Here is a 14,963-nt window from a genome sequence, read left to right as displayed (position 1 = left end):
GTGCAGGTTCGGGCGCGCGGTTTGCGCTGTATCAGATCAGGGTTTCGCGGGTCAGGCTGGCGGCTTCCAGCAGCCAGGTGGCGCGCAGCTCGGGCGTGCTGGCGATGACCGACTCGAAGTTGCGGCGCACGGTGTGCTCGATGCCGCAGAAGCCCCATACGCAACGTTTCCAGAAGTTGTCGAGCGGGTCGCCATACAGGGCGAGCTCGGCTTCGCGCGGCGTGTTGGAAGTGGTGAAGACCAGGGCCGCGCGGGCCTTGAGCTGGCCGATGACCACGCCTTCGCCTTTTTCGTTGGTGCCGAAGCGATAGGCTTCGCCGGCGCGCAGTACGCGATCCAGCCAGCCCTTGAGGATAGCCGGTGCCTGCGCCCACCAGTTCGGATGCACGACCACGATGAAGTCTGCCGCGAGCAGCAGATCGGCATGCTCCCGCACCTGTGCTGGCGGCACATGGCCGCGCTGGAGTTCCTCGGGCGTGAGCAGCGGATCAAAGTGCTCGGCGTAAAGATCAAGCAGGCGCACGCTGTGACCCAGGGTCAGCAGGGTGTCGCGCACGGTGTTCGCGATGGCGTGGTTGAAGCTGCTCGGCCGGGGATGGGCGAGAACGATCAGGGTCTGCATGGGCGGGAAGAATGCGGAGAGGAAGGCCAGCTGGGTGGCCGGCGCGGGATACCGGACGAGCCGGCGCAGGGCCGGCCCGTCCAGCAGCACACCCATGCTCAGACGGCGCCGCGCAGGGCGCGCTGCTTGCCGCTGCCCATCGTGAGCGCGCTGGCGAGATCGACGCTCGCAGCGCCGCGCGGGCGGAAGCTGAGCAGTTCGCGATAGACGACGTGCGCCTTGTCCGCGCTGCTGAGGTTCTTCACATCGCCCTTTTCGAGCGCAGCGAGGTCCATCAGTTCGGTCCACACCAGGCCATCGTCGAGCGGCACCAGTTGCAGCGTCAGTTCGCCGGCCGTGACGGTCAGCGGCTTGGCAATGTCATACACGAAGATCACGCACTGCGAATCGGCCGCCATGTCCGGCCCGAAGCGTTCGAGCACCAGGCTCAGGTCGGCCACGTTCTCGACCATGCCGGCGAGGAAAACCAGCTTCGATTCACCGGCGATGGCGACCGATTGCAGCAGCACCTTCGAGGGCGGCTTGCGGCGGCCGGAGCTGTCGCCGACTTCGCCGTCGACCAGGATCAGCTCGCCGCGATAGACGTCGAGGGCTTCCTTGCTGCAGCGTTCGGTGAGGTTGGCGTTGAAGAAAAGTCCGCGTTCTTCGTATTGCTTGATGAGCATGGCAGGGCTCCGGAATGGTGTGGTGAATGTCAGTGTTTGTGCTGGCCGCCGCAGCCGCACGAGGCCTCTGCGCCGGCCTGGTCGCTGCAGCACGCGCGGGCAGCGGGCTGGCGACCGAGGATCAGACTGAAGAGCGCGCTGAGTGCGCTGGCTGCGCGGCAGGGAATGCCGTGCGTGGTGTGGCAGAGGCGCTCGTGAAGGTTCTGCGGTGTTCCGGTCGGTTTCCCCTGGCACATGGCGGGCCTCCTCAGAGATCGTTGTCAAGGATGCCGATGACAATGCCATCAGCGGATTCGATCTGGCCGGTCAGCGCGGCACAGTGCTCGGAGGTGTTCAGCCCGTAGAGCGCGAAGCCTTCGCCGGTGGCGAGCGGCTTGAGGCGCGAAGGGATGTCGTTGTCGGAGCACATCGAGAAGGGTACGCCGGGGTGCGCCAGGCGCAGCTGGCGGTCGGCGTCCGCCCGCCGCAGCAGGCCGCCACTGAGTGTCTTGCAGACCGAGTCGAGCAGTTCGGTGCTCACGCTCATGCGTCTTCCTCCTCAAGTTCGAGTGCGGCACTGATGTGCTCGAGCGAGGGCGGCGTGATGCCCATCACCCGGGCCAGCCAGGGCGGCGGATTGGTCAGCGAGGCCTGCAGGCGCCGGACGCTGTCACGCGCGGGTGCGGAGACCGCCACCTTCACCGGATGCACATTGGCGCGGATTACCTTGGCCGCAGCCGGACCACCGATCGATTGCACGCAGAGCACATCGCAATCGGCGATCAGCGCGGTGCGGGCCACATTCTTGTCTTCGGCCTGGTCCGCTTCGAGCGTGGGGCGCAGGTCGATCAGGCGGGCTTCGCTGCTGGACACCTGATAGATCAGGAAGCGCTCGCAGGAGCCGAAGTGGCCATCGAGCAGCTCGCCGGAATTCGAGGCGCATGCCACCCGGATGGAGCCGGGCAGGTCGCCCTCGGCATAGGCCTCACGGGCCGGCAGCTCGCTGCCCGACACGCCCTGGCCCCACAGCAGGCGCACCGCCTGCTTGAGGTTCGCGGGGTCCGCCTGGCAGATGCCGCCATCACCATCCATGGCTTCACGCAGGATTTCGACCGAGCAGGTGGCGAGCTTGGTTTCGGTGATCGGCAGCTCGAACTTCTCCGCCAGCGCGAGCGTGAGTTCGCGCGGCGAGACCTTCAGTTCGAGTGCCGCCAGACCAATGCGCAACGCGGCTTCGCGGGTGATGGAGGTGTTCATGCTTGTTGCTCCCTTCGGGAGCGGGGAGTGGGGAGTGGGGAGTGGGGGAGTCGGTAAACCAGCAGACGGCGTGCCGTCCCGATGATTTCCGACTCTCGACTCCCCACTCCCGACTCCCGAAGCCCCGCTTACATGTAAACGATGCAGTTCTCGCCCGAGGGGCAGGTGGACTGGCACTTGGGGCCGTCGTCCTGGTCCTCGCACTCGTTGCAGCTGTCAGCCTTGATCTTGACGATGCCGCCCTTCTCGAAAATCGAGCCGGTGGGGCATTCGGGAATGCAGTCGCCGCAGCTTGAGCATTCGGCGACGAGAATTTTCATGGACATGATGTTTCTCCTTGATGGGGAGTCGGGCGTGGGGAGTCGAGAGTCGGCGCGTCACCGACTCCCCATTCTCCACTCGCCACTCCCGGTTTCACTCCACCCCATCCAGCCGCTTGGCGCGCAGCGAGATCGGCAGGCGCTCGGGGGCGGGCATGGGGTCGATGTAGTAGGCGCCACCGTTGGCCAGCTTCAGCTCGCCGCCCCATTTTTCCGGGGTGTCGAATTCAATCGAGGAGATCCTGTCCTCGATGTCGCGCTTGGGCAGGTAGAAAACCAGCCCGCCTTCAGCGCTCTTGCGGATCATGATGTTGGCCATTTTTTGTTCGGGAGTCGTGAGTGGGTAGTCGGGAGTCGGGTGAAAAGCGCGGGGTTCGACTCCCCACTCGCCACTCCCGACTCCCCGCCGGTCAGCGAACGATGTCGAAGTTGTAGTCCGAATCGGCCATGTACTTCGTGCGTTCGTCCAGGCGCTCCAGCACGGCGTTGGTCAGCGTGGTCAGGATGTACATCCCGCCCTCGTAGCCCAGCGTGGTCATGCGGTGCAGGTGGTGACGGTCGAAGATCGGGAAGCCCAGGCGGATCAGCGGCACTTCGAACTCGATGCCCTTGTGCAGCGTGTCGCGCTGGATGGTCTTGCCGTAGGTGCTGCCGATCAGGAAGTCAGGCTTGTCGGTAAAGCACAGGCTGCGCATGTGCCAGAGGTCGGCACCCGGGTAGATCTTGCCGTGCACACCGTAGGGCGAGGATTCGAGGATCTTCTTCATCGCCTTTTCCCAGCGCTTGTTGCTGTTGGTGCAGACGATGTGGGTGGGCTCGATGCCCAGTTCCATCATGAACTTCACCAGGCCCAGCAGGAAATCCGGATCACCGAAAACGGCCATCTTCTTGCCATGCAGCCAGGCGTGCGAGTCGGTCATCATGTCGACCAGGCGGCCGCGCTCCTTCACCAGCGAGGCGGGAATCGGCTTGCCGGTGAGCTCCGAGATCTTCATCAGGAAGTCATCGGTCCACTCCACGCCCATCGGGATGCTGATCGTCGGCGCGTTGTGATTCCACACGTTCTTGACGAACTTGCGGCTCTTCTCCAGACCGGTCGTCTGCAGGAAGATCGTGTCGATCGCGTTGGGTGCGTCCTTCACTTCGTCGATGGTCGTGCCGCCGGCATACATCTCGTATTCGCCGGTGGCCGGGGTGTCGAGCACTTCTTCCGGGTCGGACAGCATCGTGAAGTCGACATCCATCTCCTTCATGTAGCGCTTCATGACGCGGTAATTGCCGAGGTAGGTCTCGAAGCCCGGCACCAGGTTGAGCTTGCCGTTGCTGCCCGGCGTGGCAGGAACCTTGGTGATCGCCGTACCGGTCTCCTCGTCGAAGGAGCCGGTGAAGTACTTCATGATGCCTTCGAACATGTTGTCCCAGCCGGTGATGTGCGAACCGGTGAAGGACGGCGTGTTGGCGTAGGGGATCGGGAAGTCCTTGTCGACATAGCCTTCCTTGCGGGCATTGCCGATGAAGGCGCCGAGGTCGTCACCGATGACTTCCGCGATGCAGGTGGTGCACACCGCGATCATCTTGGCGTCATACAGCTTGGTGGCGTTCTGCAGGCCTTCATGCACGTTCTTCTGGCCACCGAACACGGCCGCGTCTTCCGTCATCGAGTCGGCGATGAAGGCGATCGGTTCCTTGAAGTGGCGGTTGAAGTAGGTGCGGAAGTAGGCCACGCAGCCTTGCGAGCCATGGATGTAGACCATGGTCTTCTCGAAGCCCAGGCCGCAGAGCGAGCCCCCCAGGGGCTGGCAGACCTTGGCCGGGTTGATGGAGAGGGCTTCGCGCTTGAAGTTGAGTTCCTGATATTCCAGCGTGGTGGTCCAGGCGAAGGTTTCAGCGATCTTGTCCTTCGAGGGGATTTCTTCGAACTGGCTGCGCTTGCGGGCAATCAGATCCTTGTACTCGGGCTCCTGGAAGAGCGGGAAGCACGGTTTGACGTTATCGACGGTCTGCATCTTGCATCTCCTTGCCCGGCCACCCAGCTGTGGACGCGGGACGTAAGGTGAGTTCATTCCCGGCCCGGTGTCTCACCGGGCCAGCTGCTCCGGGTCGTGTGCCGACCCGGGCGATACGGGGTCTCAGGCGGCCTTCTGTTCCGACTCGCCTTCGGTCTTCAGCCAGGGCGCCTTGAGCATGTTCCAGCACGGGTTGTTGACCGTCATGTCCATGTCGCGGGCGAAGATGGCGAAGCCGTCGAAGCCGTGGTAGGGGCCCGAGTAATCCCAGGAGTGGAGCTGGCGGAAGGGCACGCCCATCTTGTGGAAGGCGTACTTTTCCTTGATGCCTGAGCCGATCAGATCCGGCTTCAACTGGCGCACGAACTCTTCGAACTCGTAACCGGTGACGTCGTCATAGATGAGGGTGGCGTCCTTCATCTCCTTCATCGTGCGGTCGTAGTCGTCGTTGTGGGCGAACTCGTAACCGGCGCCGACCACTTCCATGCCCAGGTCCTCATAGGCTCCGACGGTGTGGCGCGGACGCAGGCCGCCCACATAGAGCATGACCTTCTTGCCTTGCAGGCGCGGCTTGAACTTGGCGATGATCGCGTCCATTTCCGGCTTGTACTTGGCGATCACGCGCTCGGCGCCTTCCTGGATCTTCTCGTCGAAGTGCGAGGCGATTTCGCGCAGGCTCTCGGCGATCTTGCTCGGGCCGAAGAAGTTGTATTCCATCCAGGGGATGTTGTACTTCTCTTCCATGTGGCGCGCGATGTAGTTCATCGAGCGGTAGCAGTGCAGCAGGTTCAGCTTCACCTTCGGGGTGTTTTCCATCTCGGCGAGCGTGCCGTCGCCGGACCACTGGGCCACGACGCGCAGCCCCATCTCTTCGAGCAGGATGCGGGACGCCCAGGCATCCCCACCGATGTTGTAGTCGCCGAGAATGGCAACGTCATACGGTGTCTGTTCGAAAGCCTGCTCGTCGCGGTTCGACAGGATGTAGTCGCGCACCGCGTCGTTGGCGATGTGGTGACCGAGTGACTGCGACACGCCGCGGAAGCCTTCGCAGCGCACCGGCACGATGGTCTTGCCGATTTCGGCAGCCTTCTTCTTGGAGACGGCTTCGATGTCGTCACCGATCAGGCCGACCGGGCATTCCGATTGCACCGAGATGCCCTTGGAGAGCGGGAAAAGTGTTTCCAGTTCGTCGATCAGCTTGGCGAGCTTCTTGTCGCCGCCGAAGACGATGTCCTTTTCCTGGAAGTCGGAAGTGAAGTTGATGTCGCAGAACGAATCCACGCCCGAGGTACCGGCAAAATAGTTGCGACGGCCACCACGCGAATAGGCACCACAGCCGACCGGGCCGTGGGAGATGTCGATGATGTCCTTGATCGGGCCCCACACCACGCCCTTGGAACCGGCGTAGGCGCAGCCGCGCTGGGTCATCACGCCCGGCAGCGACTTGCGGTTGGATGTGATGCACTTCTTGGACTGGGTGACGGCCTTGTCATTGACCATCAGGTGCTTGGCGCGGTCCTTCTTCGCCTTTTCGGGATAGACCTCAAGCACCTCTTCGATGAGGGCCTGGGCTCTTTCTCGGGTCAGTTCTTCCGACATTTCACTCTCCTTGCGCAGGGCTCCAGATCGCCACGGCGCTCAGCGTTTAACGGGTGTTGCGGACGTCATCCCGCTTGCAGGCAGGATGACGCTTGATGCGTGAAGCGACGTGAATCAGGCGGCTTCGCTCGTCTTGGCCTTGCCGACGATGGTTTCGTCTTCCACTTCCATGATCCCGAACTCCATCAGCAGCGCTTCCAGCTCTTCCATTTCGAGCGGCGTCGGAATGGCGAACTTCTTGTTGTCGATGATCTTCTGGGCCAGTGCGCGGTACTCGTCGGCCTGGTGGGCCTTCGGGTCGTACTCGATCACGGTCATGCGGCGGATTTCAGCGTGTTGCACGACGTTGTCACGCGGCACGAAGTGGATCATCTGGGTGCCGAGGCGGGCGGCCAGGGCTTCGATGAGTTCGTCTTCGCGGTCGGTCTTGCGGCTGTTGCAGATCAGGCCGGCCAGACGCACACCACCCGAGTTGGCATATTTCACGATGCCCTTGGCGATGTTGTTGGCGGCATACATGGCCATCATTTCGCCCGAGCAGACGATGTAGATTTCCTGTGCCTTGTTTTCGCGGATCGGCATGGCGAAACCGCCGCAGACCACGTCACCCAGCACGTCGTAGAACACGAAGTCCAGCTCGTCGTCATAGGCGCCTTCCTCTTCGAGGAAGTTGATCGCGGTGATCACGCCGCGGCCTGCACAACCGACGCCGGGTTCCGGGCCACCGGATTCCACGCACTTGACGCCACCGAAACCGACGGCGAGCACGTCGTCGAGTTCGAGGTCTTCGACAGAGCCTGCGTCAGCAGCAAGCTGCATGACGGTGTTCTGCGCCTTGCTGTGCAGGATCAGGCGGGTGGAGTCGGCTTTCGGATCGCAGCCGACGATCATCACGCGCTTGCCGGCTTCGGCAAGCGCAGCGACGAGGTTCTGGGTGGTGGTCGACTTGCCGATCCCACCCTTACCGTAAATGGCACATTGACGGAGCTTTGCCATGGTGTTTCTCCTTGAGGGAAAGTCACTGAATGAGGTTTCCGGGGCCGGTGCATCGGGAGCACTTTCAGTGCAACAATGACCCGGCGGCTCGAAGAGCAAATCGCAATGGCCGTGCCAGCGCTCCGGGGGCGGGCGCAAAGCCTTGCACAGCAAGGAATGGGGGATCAGATGAACGATGTGGCAGGCAGTGTGGCATCCGACAAAGACCCGGCGCTGTGTCGGGATGGCGACAAGCATCCCGACAATCCCACGCTGCCGACCTGGGCGCGGCTCTCGATCAACCGCTGCAATCTGCCGGCGGTGATCCTGGGCAGCCTGACCTATCAGCACAATCCCTCAGCACTGGTGCTCGATGGCGTACATGAGCTGCACCGGGATTTCTTCCGCCTGCTCGGGCGTTGCGAGGCGCATGAAGAGCGGGTCAAGCTCTTTCATGATTACATGACACTGTGCTTCAGGCTCGAAGCCCTCGAAGACGCGGGCTTTCGGCCCGACATGCCGAAGAACCGCGGCAAGCTCAATTACCTCAAGCTCATCCGCGGCTGGCATTTCAACTCGGACAGCATCGAAGGCGCGGTGCTCAAGGGCTGGGCCGAATCCCGCTTCGGTCTGCTGCCGCGTCACCACCGCGCGCCGATCCGCGATTTTTCAAGCGAACCCTATCGCCTCTATCTGGAGCAGCGCGCCGCCGGGCTCTACAACACCAATGCGCTCGAAGCGCAGCTCGATCTCGTCTACACATTCACCCAGATCGAGCTCTCGAGGCGCCACCCCGAGCGAACGCACTTCCGCCTCTTCCGCGGCGTGAATCGCTGGGAGGCGCATGAGATCCTGGGCGAGCGCAATGGTGAGCACCTGATGCTGCTCAACAACGTGAATTCATTCTCTGCCGACCCGGACCGGGCGGGGGAGTTCGGAGATCATGTGATGGCCACCGAGGTGCCGCTGGCCAAGATCATCTGCTGCGCCGAGGTGATGCCCGACAAGCTGCAGGGCGAGGGCGAGGCGCTGGTGATCGGCGGCGTGTATGGCGTGAAGCGGGGCTGAGCACCCGGTCGGCAGGGCTCAGCCCGGCGCCGGAATGCGCCGGTAGAAGCGCATCACGCCCAGCGCCGAAATCAGCAGCAGGACGCCGATCGTCGACACCAGCGTCTGGGATATCCGCGGCGTGTAGAGCGTGCGGCGGTATTGCTCGATGGCGAGGCAGCGGCCCAGCAGCCAGCTGGCGGAAACATCGACCACCTCGCCGTCACGCATGCGGCGGTAGAGGCCGTAGCCGACATTGCAGTGGTCGATCACCGCGGAATTGAAGGTCAGCCGGTAATGCCGCTCGACCAGGGCAGAGGGGCCGTTGTCGTGGCTGGTGGCTACCGCATGGCCATCAACCGCCACATGCTCCATCCGGGCCGGCAGGCAGCTGTCGAGCACGAGAACGAGCCCGCTCACGAGAAAAAGAATCGGCGCAAGAAACCTGGGCAAGACCACACCTCCGGGCGCTTGGTGCATGCGTGAAGACCCGCTTGCGACAGATTGCTGCGTTGCAGCGCGGGCGGCTCATGTCCTGATCATAGGGTAATCCCGCAGGATTGCTCCGTCCGTCGGACCTGCTCTGCCAGTCGCGCCGACAGATGGTGTCAGTGGCGAGCGCTTCCTGCTGCGCTGCGGGAGCTGCCTGAATGCAGATGAGCCCCTGTGCAGCGCCGTTTGAGGCGGGCCGGCCGCTGCTGGAAGGAGGGTGTCCGGAGGCGGGTGGCGCGCGTTTGTCGCGTGCCGGCTTGACAGGCCCGCTTCCCGTGGCGCCGGGACGCCGGCCGGAGCGTTACGAGACCCCGGCCGCGTTGTGCACGCGCCGCTTACCAGCGATGCGGGGGCGGGCCGTAGTAGCGGGGGCCATCGTCGTAATGGCGATGGTGATGGTGCCAGTACGGAGGGGGCGGCGGGGGCAGCGGATAGGGCCGGTAGTCGTAACGCTCGTAATGCTCGTAACGACGATCCGGGCCACGGTCATAGCCGCGGTCGTAACCGTAATCCGGCCCGCTGCTGATCCTGACCGAGCCACCGATCGGCACCGGTACCGGAACAGGGATGGGCAGCACGCGCGGCGCGAAGCGCTCGAAAACCGTTTCGGCTTGACTGGCCGCGGAGGCGAGCAGGCCGGCGGTGGCGAGCAGGGCAAGGCAGATCAGGCGTTGTGGCGTTTTCATGCTTGTTCTCCAGACATCATGTCCTCCTGTGCACACAACGCGGCGGCTGACCGGCACGCCGACATGGAGCTGTAAGCAAATGTTATGGCGTCCGCCGGCGCGGACATGAAAAAGGGCGGCTTGCGCCGCCCCCCTTCATGACCGGATCCTGCCGTGCTCAGCGGTCGTGTCGGTCGTGTCCAGGCGGATGGCCGCCGTTGCCGCGACCCGGGCCGCGGTCGTCCCGGCGGTCCTGTCGATCGTCACGACGGTCATCGCGACGATCCTGTCGGTTATCGCGGCGGTCGTCACGGCGATCCTGCCGGTCATCCCGGCGATCCTCGTGGCGATCCATGCGTGCCTCGCGGCGTTCCTGATCGCGGCGCCATTCGGCTTCGCGGCGCATGTCGGCACGGCGCCATTCTTCCCAGCGCTCGCGTTCGCGGGCCTGGTCGTCGCGCCAGTTGCGGTTGGCTTCCCAGCGGCCGGCGGTGAAGTACCAGTCGCCACCGCGGGGCTCCCAGCGTTCCGGCACCCAGACGTAGCCCGGGCGCTCACGCACCCAGACGCCGCCAACCCAGACATAGTCCCGACCCGTCCAGCGCCAGTAGCCTGGATGCCACACATAGCCGCGGCGAGGGCCCGGCCAGGCTTCCACGCGCGGGGGCGGCGGTGCGCCGTTGATGTCGATCGACACCCCGGGCAGGCGGATGTCTACGCCGATGCTCACCTGGGCAGACGCCGGCAGGCTCAGCAGGCCGCCAGCGGCAAACAGCGTGACGATCAGGGTGTTGCGCAAAACATTCATCGTGTGCTCCTTCCGGGCTGCGCGCTTGCGCCGTGCCCTGTGCGTTGTCGTCCCCGGCAGGCGGGCTGCCCGGGGCGGCAGCGGATTGCTGCCTGCAGAACCGGCGTGGCCGGCACTGCGGATGCTTCGGGATCCCTCCCTGCCAGAGTTGTTGTCCTCAGGACGGACAATAAGGCCTGGCCGTGTAACGTTTCCTGCTCCGAGTTGTAAGCCTTTGTAAGACCCTAACCGAAGCGGGAGACTGTTGGGGCCGGCAGCCGGCCGGAGGCGGCTGTCACGGCACGGGCGTGGCGCTGGGCGCTACGGAGCGTTTGCGGCAAGATGCGGCATTGCCCGCCAGGGCCCGCAGGGAGTTCCGGCATGGACCGATTTGCCCCGATGCTGATCGCGCTTTCAGTCTGGCTCGCCTCCGCGCCGGCCTTCGCCAGCGATCCCGCACTCTTCCCCTTCGTGATGCCCTGGGACGACGCCAGCGCGAACATCACCAATCTTTCCGCCTGGAACGACAAGCCCGCCGGCGCCAAGGGCTTTGTCGCCGCATGCGGCAGCCATCTGTGCGCGGGCGGTGAGCGCGTCCGCTTTCTCGGCGGCAACATCGTTTTCGGCTCGGTGGCGCCGGACCACGCCACCGCCGACAAGCTCGCCGCGCGCATGGCCCGCTTCGGGCTGAACATCGTCCGCCTGCACCACATGGATTCCTCGGCCGCGCCCAACGGCCTGCTGCAAAAAGACGGCAAAACCTTCGACGCCGAGGTGCTGGAGCGACTCGACTACTTCATCGCGGCCCTGAAGCGCGAAGGTATTTACGCCGACCTGAACCTGCACGTCGGCCGCAAATATCCGGGCTTCAAGGACTGGGGCGAGGACACGCCGAAATACTGGAAGGGCGTCGACAACTTCTACCCGCCGATGATCGCGATGCAGAAGGACTACGCGCGCGAGCTGCTGCAGCACCGCAACCCCTACACCGGCAATCGTTATGTGGATGAGCCGGCCATCGCCTTCATCGAGATCAACAACGAGAACGGCCTGATGCGCGAGTGGCGCACTGGCGGGCTCAACGGCATTACCGAGCCCTACCGCGGCGAGCTCACCCACCAGTGGCAGCAATGGCTGCGCGCGAAGTACCGCGACACCGCCGCCCTGCGCGCCGCCTGGGGTGTGCATGAGCAGCCCTTGGGCGCGGAGATGCTCAGCCCGGCGCTAAACGTGAAAGGTGGTGAGGCGGGCTGGAATCTGCAGCTCGTCGGTGGCGCGCAGGCGCAGCTCGCGCAGGCGGATGGCACGCTTACGCTGAGCATGCAGGCTCCCGGCAAGGAGAACTGGCACATCCAGCTGCACCAGAACCGCCTTGTTTTCAATGCCGGGCAGGCCTACACGCTGCGCTTCGCGGTGAGGTCCGACAAGCCAGTGAAGCTCGGTCTGCAGGCCATGCAGGCACACGCGCCCTGGGCGCATTTCTGGGATCAGGAAGTCGCCGTTGGCCCGCAATGGCAAACGCATGAACTCGTCTTCGCCCCGAACAGCGGCGACGACATCGCCCGCCTCACCCTGGGCCGCATCGGGCTGGACACCGGCCGGCTCGAACTGCGCGATGTGAGCCTGCGCCCTGGCGGTCTGCTCGGCCTGCGTGCCGACGAGAATCTCGAGGCCGGCACGGTGGCGATCTCCACCAGCGCCGACTTCATGCGCCGCACATCCGAAGGCCAGCGCGACTGGCTGCAATTCCTGTGGGATACCGAAGTCGCCTACTGGGGCGACTTCCAGCGTTATCTCAAGGCCGATCTCGGCGCGAAGTCGCTGATTGTCGGCACCCAGGTCAGCTACAGCCCCGCCCCGATTCAGGCCATGCTGGACGTGGTCGATGGCCACGCCTACTGGCAGCACCCGAACTTCCCTGGCAAGCCCTGGGACATCGACAACTGGAAGATCGCCAACACGCCCATGGCCGGCGTGGAGGGCGGCGGCACGCTGGCGGATCTCGCCCTGCGTCGCTACCCCGGCAAGCCCTTCATCGTCACCGAATACAACCACTCCGCCCCCAGCCACTATCAGGGCGAAGCGCTGCCCTTGCTGGCGGCCTATGGCGCGCTGCAGGATTGGGACGGCCTCTTCCTCTACAGCTTCGGCGCGCACGATCGCAAATGGGACAGTGGCTACATCGACCGCTTCTTCGACAGCCACGCCAATCCGGTCAAGATGGCCAGCTTCATCAGCGCCGCAGCACTCTTCCGGCGCGGCGACGTGCAGGCCGGGCAAACATCCAATCAAGCTGAACGCTGCAGCGTGTCCGCCGAAAATCCCGATCATGCCCTTCAGCCGCGCTCAGCACAGGCTTCGACAGGCTCAGCACGAACGGAGTTTTTAGCGAACCAGCGGGAAGGGAACACTGCTCAGAAGCCGTTCGCCCTGAGCTTGTCGAAGGGTGGAGCGGCTTCGGGTGAAGACAACTGCCGGAGTCAGAACCAGGCTTTGCCTGCACAGCAGACCTGGCTGGATGCCTGGCGGGCCGGCGCGCGCGTGCCGGGCGCCGAGAGCTGGGGCGCGGCGCGCAATGAAACCCTGCTTCGCCCGGTGAGCATCGCCACGCCGCCCGGCGCAGGGCCGCGCCTGCCGGTGACGAGCGAAACCGGCGAACTCGTGTGGGGCGTGGAGGGCGTCAATGGCAAGACCGTTGTCATCAACACGCCACGCAGCCGCGCCCTGATCGGCGCCCGCCTCGGCCACGCGCAGGACCTCTCCGGTGTGCAGCTGGAACTGACCCGTGCGCGCAACGACTGGGGCGTGCTGCAAGCCAACGTCATCGACGGCAGCTTCACCGGGCCGGGTCGCATTCTCGTCACCGCGCTCGGTCAGGTGGAAAACACCGGCCAGCGCTGGCTGGACGACAAGCACACCAGCGTCGGCCGCAATTTCGGCAGCGCGCCAACGCTTGTCGAAGGCCTCGCGGCACGCATCACGCTGCCCGTCGCAGCCAGCCGCGTGCATGCCTGGGCGCTGGACGAGCGCGGCAATCGGCGCACAGAGATCAAGGTCACGGGCAGCGAGCACGCCACGTTGGAAATCGGCGAGGCGTGGCGGACGCTGTGGTATGAAATCGAAATAAAGTAGGGTGCCCGAAGGTTCCGCTTGCGCGACTGCTTGCCGAATGTAGCCCGGATGAAGGCCGCAGGCCGGAATCCGGGGACGGTGACGCGCCCCCCGGATTCCGCTGCGCTGCATCCGGGCTACTTGCTCTTTCGGAGGGAATGTCGTTGATGATGCAAAAGCTTTCAGTCGTTCTGTTCGACATCGGCGGCGTGCTCGTTGAGCTTGATGGCGTGCCCTGCATGGCGAGACTGCTTGGCCGGGACGCGCACAGCGAAGCGTTGCATGCGCTGTGGAGTGCTTCGCCAGTGGTATTCGCGCATGAGACCGGCAAGATTGATGCGCGCACCTTTGCGACCGAACTGGTGGCGGAGATGGCATTGCCTGTAAGCCCGGAGATTTTTCTGCAGGAATTCTGCCGTTGGCCTGTCGGACTGTTGCCCGGTGCGCTGGCATTGCTCGATGAAATTCCGGACAGGTTCTGCGTGGCGGCACTGAGCAATACAAGTGCAGCGCATTGGGCGCGGATTCAGGCTATGGGCCTGCCGGAGCGATTTGATCAGACCTGGCTCTCGCATCTGATCGGCGAGATGAAGCCTGCACCCGGAGCATTTCTTGCCGCGCTCGAAGGGATGGGCTTTCCGGCTCAGGAAGTGCTGTTCCTGGATGACAGCCTGCGCAATGTCGAGGCCGCAGCGGCGCTCGGGATGCGGGCGCACCAGGTAACAAGCCCAGCCGAGGCCCGCCAGGTTCTGCTTCGTTACGACGTGCTGACAGAATTGGTCTGAGCGGAGCGGGCTGGCTGCGGTTTTCAGGGCCGTAACCCGGAGTAGGTCGGAAAAGCGAAGCGCCTTCCGACTTCTGGGGTGTGAGCATGTTGTTGGTGCCGCAAATCGTCGGAAGGCGCCTGCGGCTTTCCGACCTACGTCGGCTGGGTGACGGAGCCTTGAAGCCAGGCATGCTCCCCGCGGCGCCCGCCGCAACCTGGTCGAAGCGAAGCAGGGCGCCACTCGCTACGCGGCGGCATTGCGCCGCAGGTATGAGGGCCTATCCGGCGTAATGCGCTGCGCTTCGATTGCGCCCTGCGGGTCTGGCTTGCTTCGAGTACCCACCTTGCATGCGACGGGCTGTCGGAAACTCAACGCCGTTTCACCAGCCTTGAGGCAAGCTGGTCGAGCTTCCTGCTGTGAAACAGGTCGATGCACTTCATGGTGTTGTAATCCGATTTCACCGAGCCGCCGTATTGAAGTGCCAGATAGTCGTCGACCAGCTTGCCGAGCTGTTCGAAGTCCTCAAGATCCTGCTGGCTGTTTTCCAGAAACGCTGATGCGGTCAAGCTGGCGTCGTTTCGGGTTTCCGGGTCTTTCGCCATGCGGGCAATGCAGGCACTGAGCGCCCAGTTTTTCATGAGCATTTTCTGGTCACTCGCGCTCTTTCCGGT

Annotated in this window: 17 protein-coding genes; 3 read left to right on the top strand and 14 right to left on the bottom strand. The window is 64.1% G+C overall.

Annotation, left to right across the window (positions count from 1 at the left end):
- Positions 1 to 31 precede the first annotated feature (31 nt).
- From ABDB87_RS19455 to nifH, 10 genes are all read right to left on the bottom strand, one after another.
- A complete protein-coding gene (locus ABDB87_RS19455) occupies positions 32 to 718 on the bottom strand; it encodes an NAD(P)H-dependent oxidoreductase (protein ID WP_345930226.1) in 687 nt (228 codons plus the stop codon).
- A 2-nt stretch (positions 719 to 720) separates the two neighbouring features.
- Positions 721 to 1,287 carry a hypothetical protein gene (locus ABDB87_RS19450; RefSeq protein WP_345930224.1) on the bottom strand — a complete coding sequence of 189 codons (567 nt, stop codon included), beginning with the start codon at positions 1,285 to 1,287 and terminating at the stop codon, positions 721 to 723.
- A 29-nt stretch (positions 1,288 to 1,316) separates the two neighbouring features.
- The gene (locus ABDB87_RS19445; RefSeq protein WP_345930222.1) at positions 1,317 to 1,523 is read right to left on the bottom strand and encodes a hypothetical protein; all 207 of its coding nucleotides are present in this window, start codon (positions 1,521 to 1,523) and stop codon (positions 1,317 to 1,319) included.
- A gap of 11 nt (positions 1,524 to 1,534) precedes the next feature.
- Positions 1,535 to 1,813 (bottom strand): DUF6129 family protein, encoded by a 279-nt coding sequence (locus tag ABDB87_RS19440; RefSeq protein ID WP_345930219.1) that lies wholly within the window; start codon positions 1,811 to 1,813, stop codon positions 1,535 to 1,537.
- Positions 1,810 to 2,523 (bottom strand): dinitrogenase iron-molybdenum cofactor biosynthesis protein, encoded by a 714-nt coding sequence (locus ABDB87_RS19435; protein ID WP_345930217.1) that lies wholly within the window; start codon positions 2,521 to 2,523, stop codon positions 1,810 to 1,812. The genes ABDB87_RS19440 and ABDB87_RS19435 overlap by 4 nt, the downstream gene beginning before the upstream one ends.
- Positions 2,524 to 2,651: 128 nt before the next feature.
- Positions 2,652 to 2,849, bottom strand: coding sequence for a ferredoxin (locus ABDB87_RS19430; RefSeq protein ID WP_345930215.1), 198 nt, complete (start codon positions 2,847 to 2,849; stop codon positions 2,652 to 2,654).
- An 88-nt stretch (positions 2,850 to 2,937) separates the two neighbouring features.
- Entirely contained in the window at positions 2,938 to 3,162 is a 225-nt protein-coding gene (gene nifT / locus ABDB87_RS19425) for a putative nitrogen fixation protein NifT (protein ID WP_345930213.1), read from the bottom strand.
- Between the two features lie 91 nt (positions 3,163 to 3,253).
- Positions 3,254 to 4,849 (bottom strand): nitrogenase molybdenum-iron protein subunit beta, encoded by a 1,596-nt coding sequence (nifK, locus tag ABDB87_RS19420; protein ID WP_345930211.1) that lies wholly within the window; start codon positions 4,847 to 4,849, stop codon positions 3,254 to 3,256.
- 123 nt (positions 4,850 to 4,972) lie between these two features.
- A complete protein-coding gene (gene nifD / locus ABDB87_RS19415; protein ID WP_345930208.1) occupies positions 4,973 to 6,448 on the bottom strand; it encodes a nitrogenase molybdenum-iron protein alpha chain in 1,476 nt (491 codons plus the stop codon).
- A 114-nt stretch (positions 6,449 to 6,562) separates the two neighbouring features.
- Entirely contained in the window at positions 6,563 to 7,444 is an 882-nt protein-coding gene (gene nifH / locus ABDB87_RS19410) for a nitrogenase iron protein (RefSeq protein ID WP_345930206.1), read from the bottom strand.
- Between the two features lie 168 nt (positions 7,445 to 7,612).
- Between nifH and ABDB87_RS19405 the strand changes: the two genes are divergently transcribed.
- Complete coding sequence (locus tag ABDB87_RS19405; protein WP_345930205.1) at positions 7,613 to 8,491, top strand: NAD(+)--dinitrogen-reductase ADP-D-ribosyltransferase; 879 nt, start codon at positions 7,613 to 7,615, stop codon at positions 8,489 to 8,491.
- Positions 8,492 to 8,509: 18 nt separating this feature from the next.
- Here ABDB87_RS19405 and ABDB87_RS19400 read toward each other — a convergent pair whose 3' ends face one another.
- From ABDB87_RS19400 to ABDB87_RS19390, 3 genes are all read right to left on the bottom strand, one after another.
- Positions 8,510 to 8,923, bottom strand: a complete 414-nt coding sequence (locus ABDB87_RS19400) for a hypothetical protein (protein WP_345930202.1) — start codon at positions 8,921 to 8,923, stop codon at positions 8,510 to 8,512.
- A 374-nt stretch (positions 8,924 to 9,297) separates the two neighbouring features.
- A complete protein-coding gene (locus ABDB87_RS19395) occupies positions 9,298 to 9,648 on the bottom strand; it encodes a hypothetical protein (protein ID WP_345930200.1) in 351 nt (116 codons plus the stop codon).
- A gap of 157 nt (positions 9,649 to 9,805) precedes the next feature.
- Positions 9,806 to 10,435, bottom strand: coding sequence for a YXWGXW repeat-containing protein (locus ABDB87_RS19390; protein WP_345930198.1), 630 nt, complete (start codon positions 10,433 to 10,435; stop codon positions 9,806 to 9,808).
- A gap of 360 nt (positions 10,436 to 10,795) precedes the next feature.
- On the opposite strand from ABDB87_RS19390, the gene ABDB87_RS19385 reads away from it, so the two are divergent.
- Positions 10,796 to 13,546: a carbohydrate binding domain-containing protein gene (locus ABDB87_RS19385; protein ID WP_345930196.1), complete on the top strand. Its 2,751-nt coding sequence runs from the start codon at positions 10,796 to 10,798 to the stop codon at positions 13,544 to 13,546.
- Between the two features lie 146 nt (positions 13,547 to 13,692).
- Positions 13,693 to 14,310, top strand: coding sequence for an HAD family hydrolase (locus tag ABDB87_RS19380; protein ID WP_345930194.1), 618 nt, complete (start codon positions 13,693 to 13,695; stop codon positions 14,308 to 14,310).
- 350 nt (positions 14,311 to 14,660) lie between these two features.
- Here the strand turns inward: ABDB87_RS19380 and ABDB87_RS19375 are convergent, their stop codons facing one another.
- The gene (locus ABDB87_RS19375) at positions 14,661 to 14,930 is read right to left on the bottom strand and encodes a T6SS amidase immunity protein Tai4 family protein (RefSeq protein WP_345930192.1); all 270 of its coding nucleotides are present in this window, start codon (positions 14,928 to 14,930) and stop codon (positions 14,661 to 14,663) included.
- Positions 14,931 to 14,963: the final 33 nt, after the last annotated feature.

This window comes from Uliginosibacterium paludis (genome assembly GCF_039631355.1).
In the GTDB taxonomy this organism is placed as follows: domain Bacteria; phylum Pseudomonadota; class Gammaproteobacteria; order Burkholderiales; family Rhodocyclaceae; genus Uliginosibacterium; species Uliginosibacterium paludis.
Note: the sequence above shows the minus strand (reverse complement) of the source record. Positions and strands in the feature narration are given on the sequence as shown.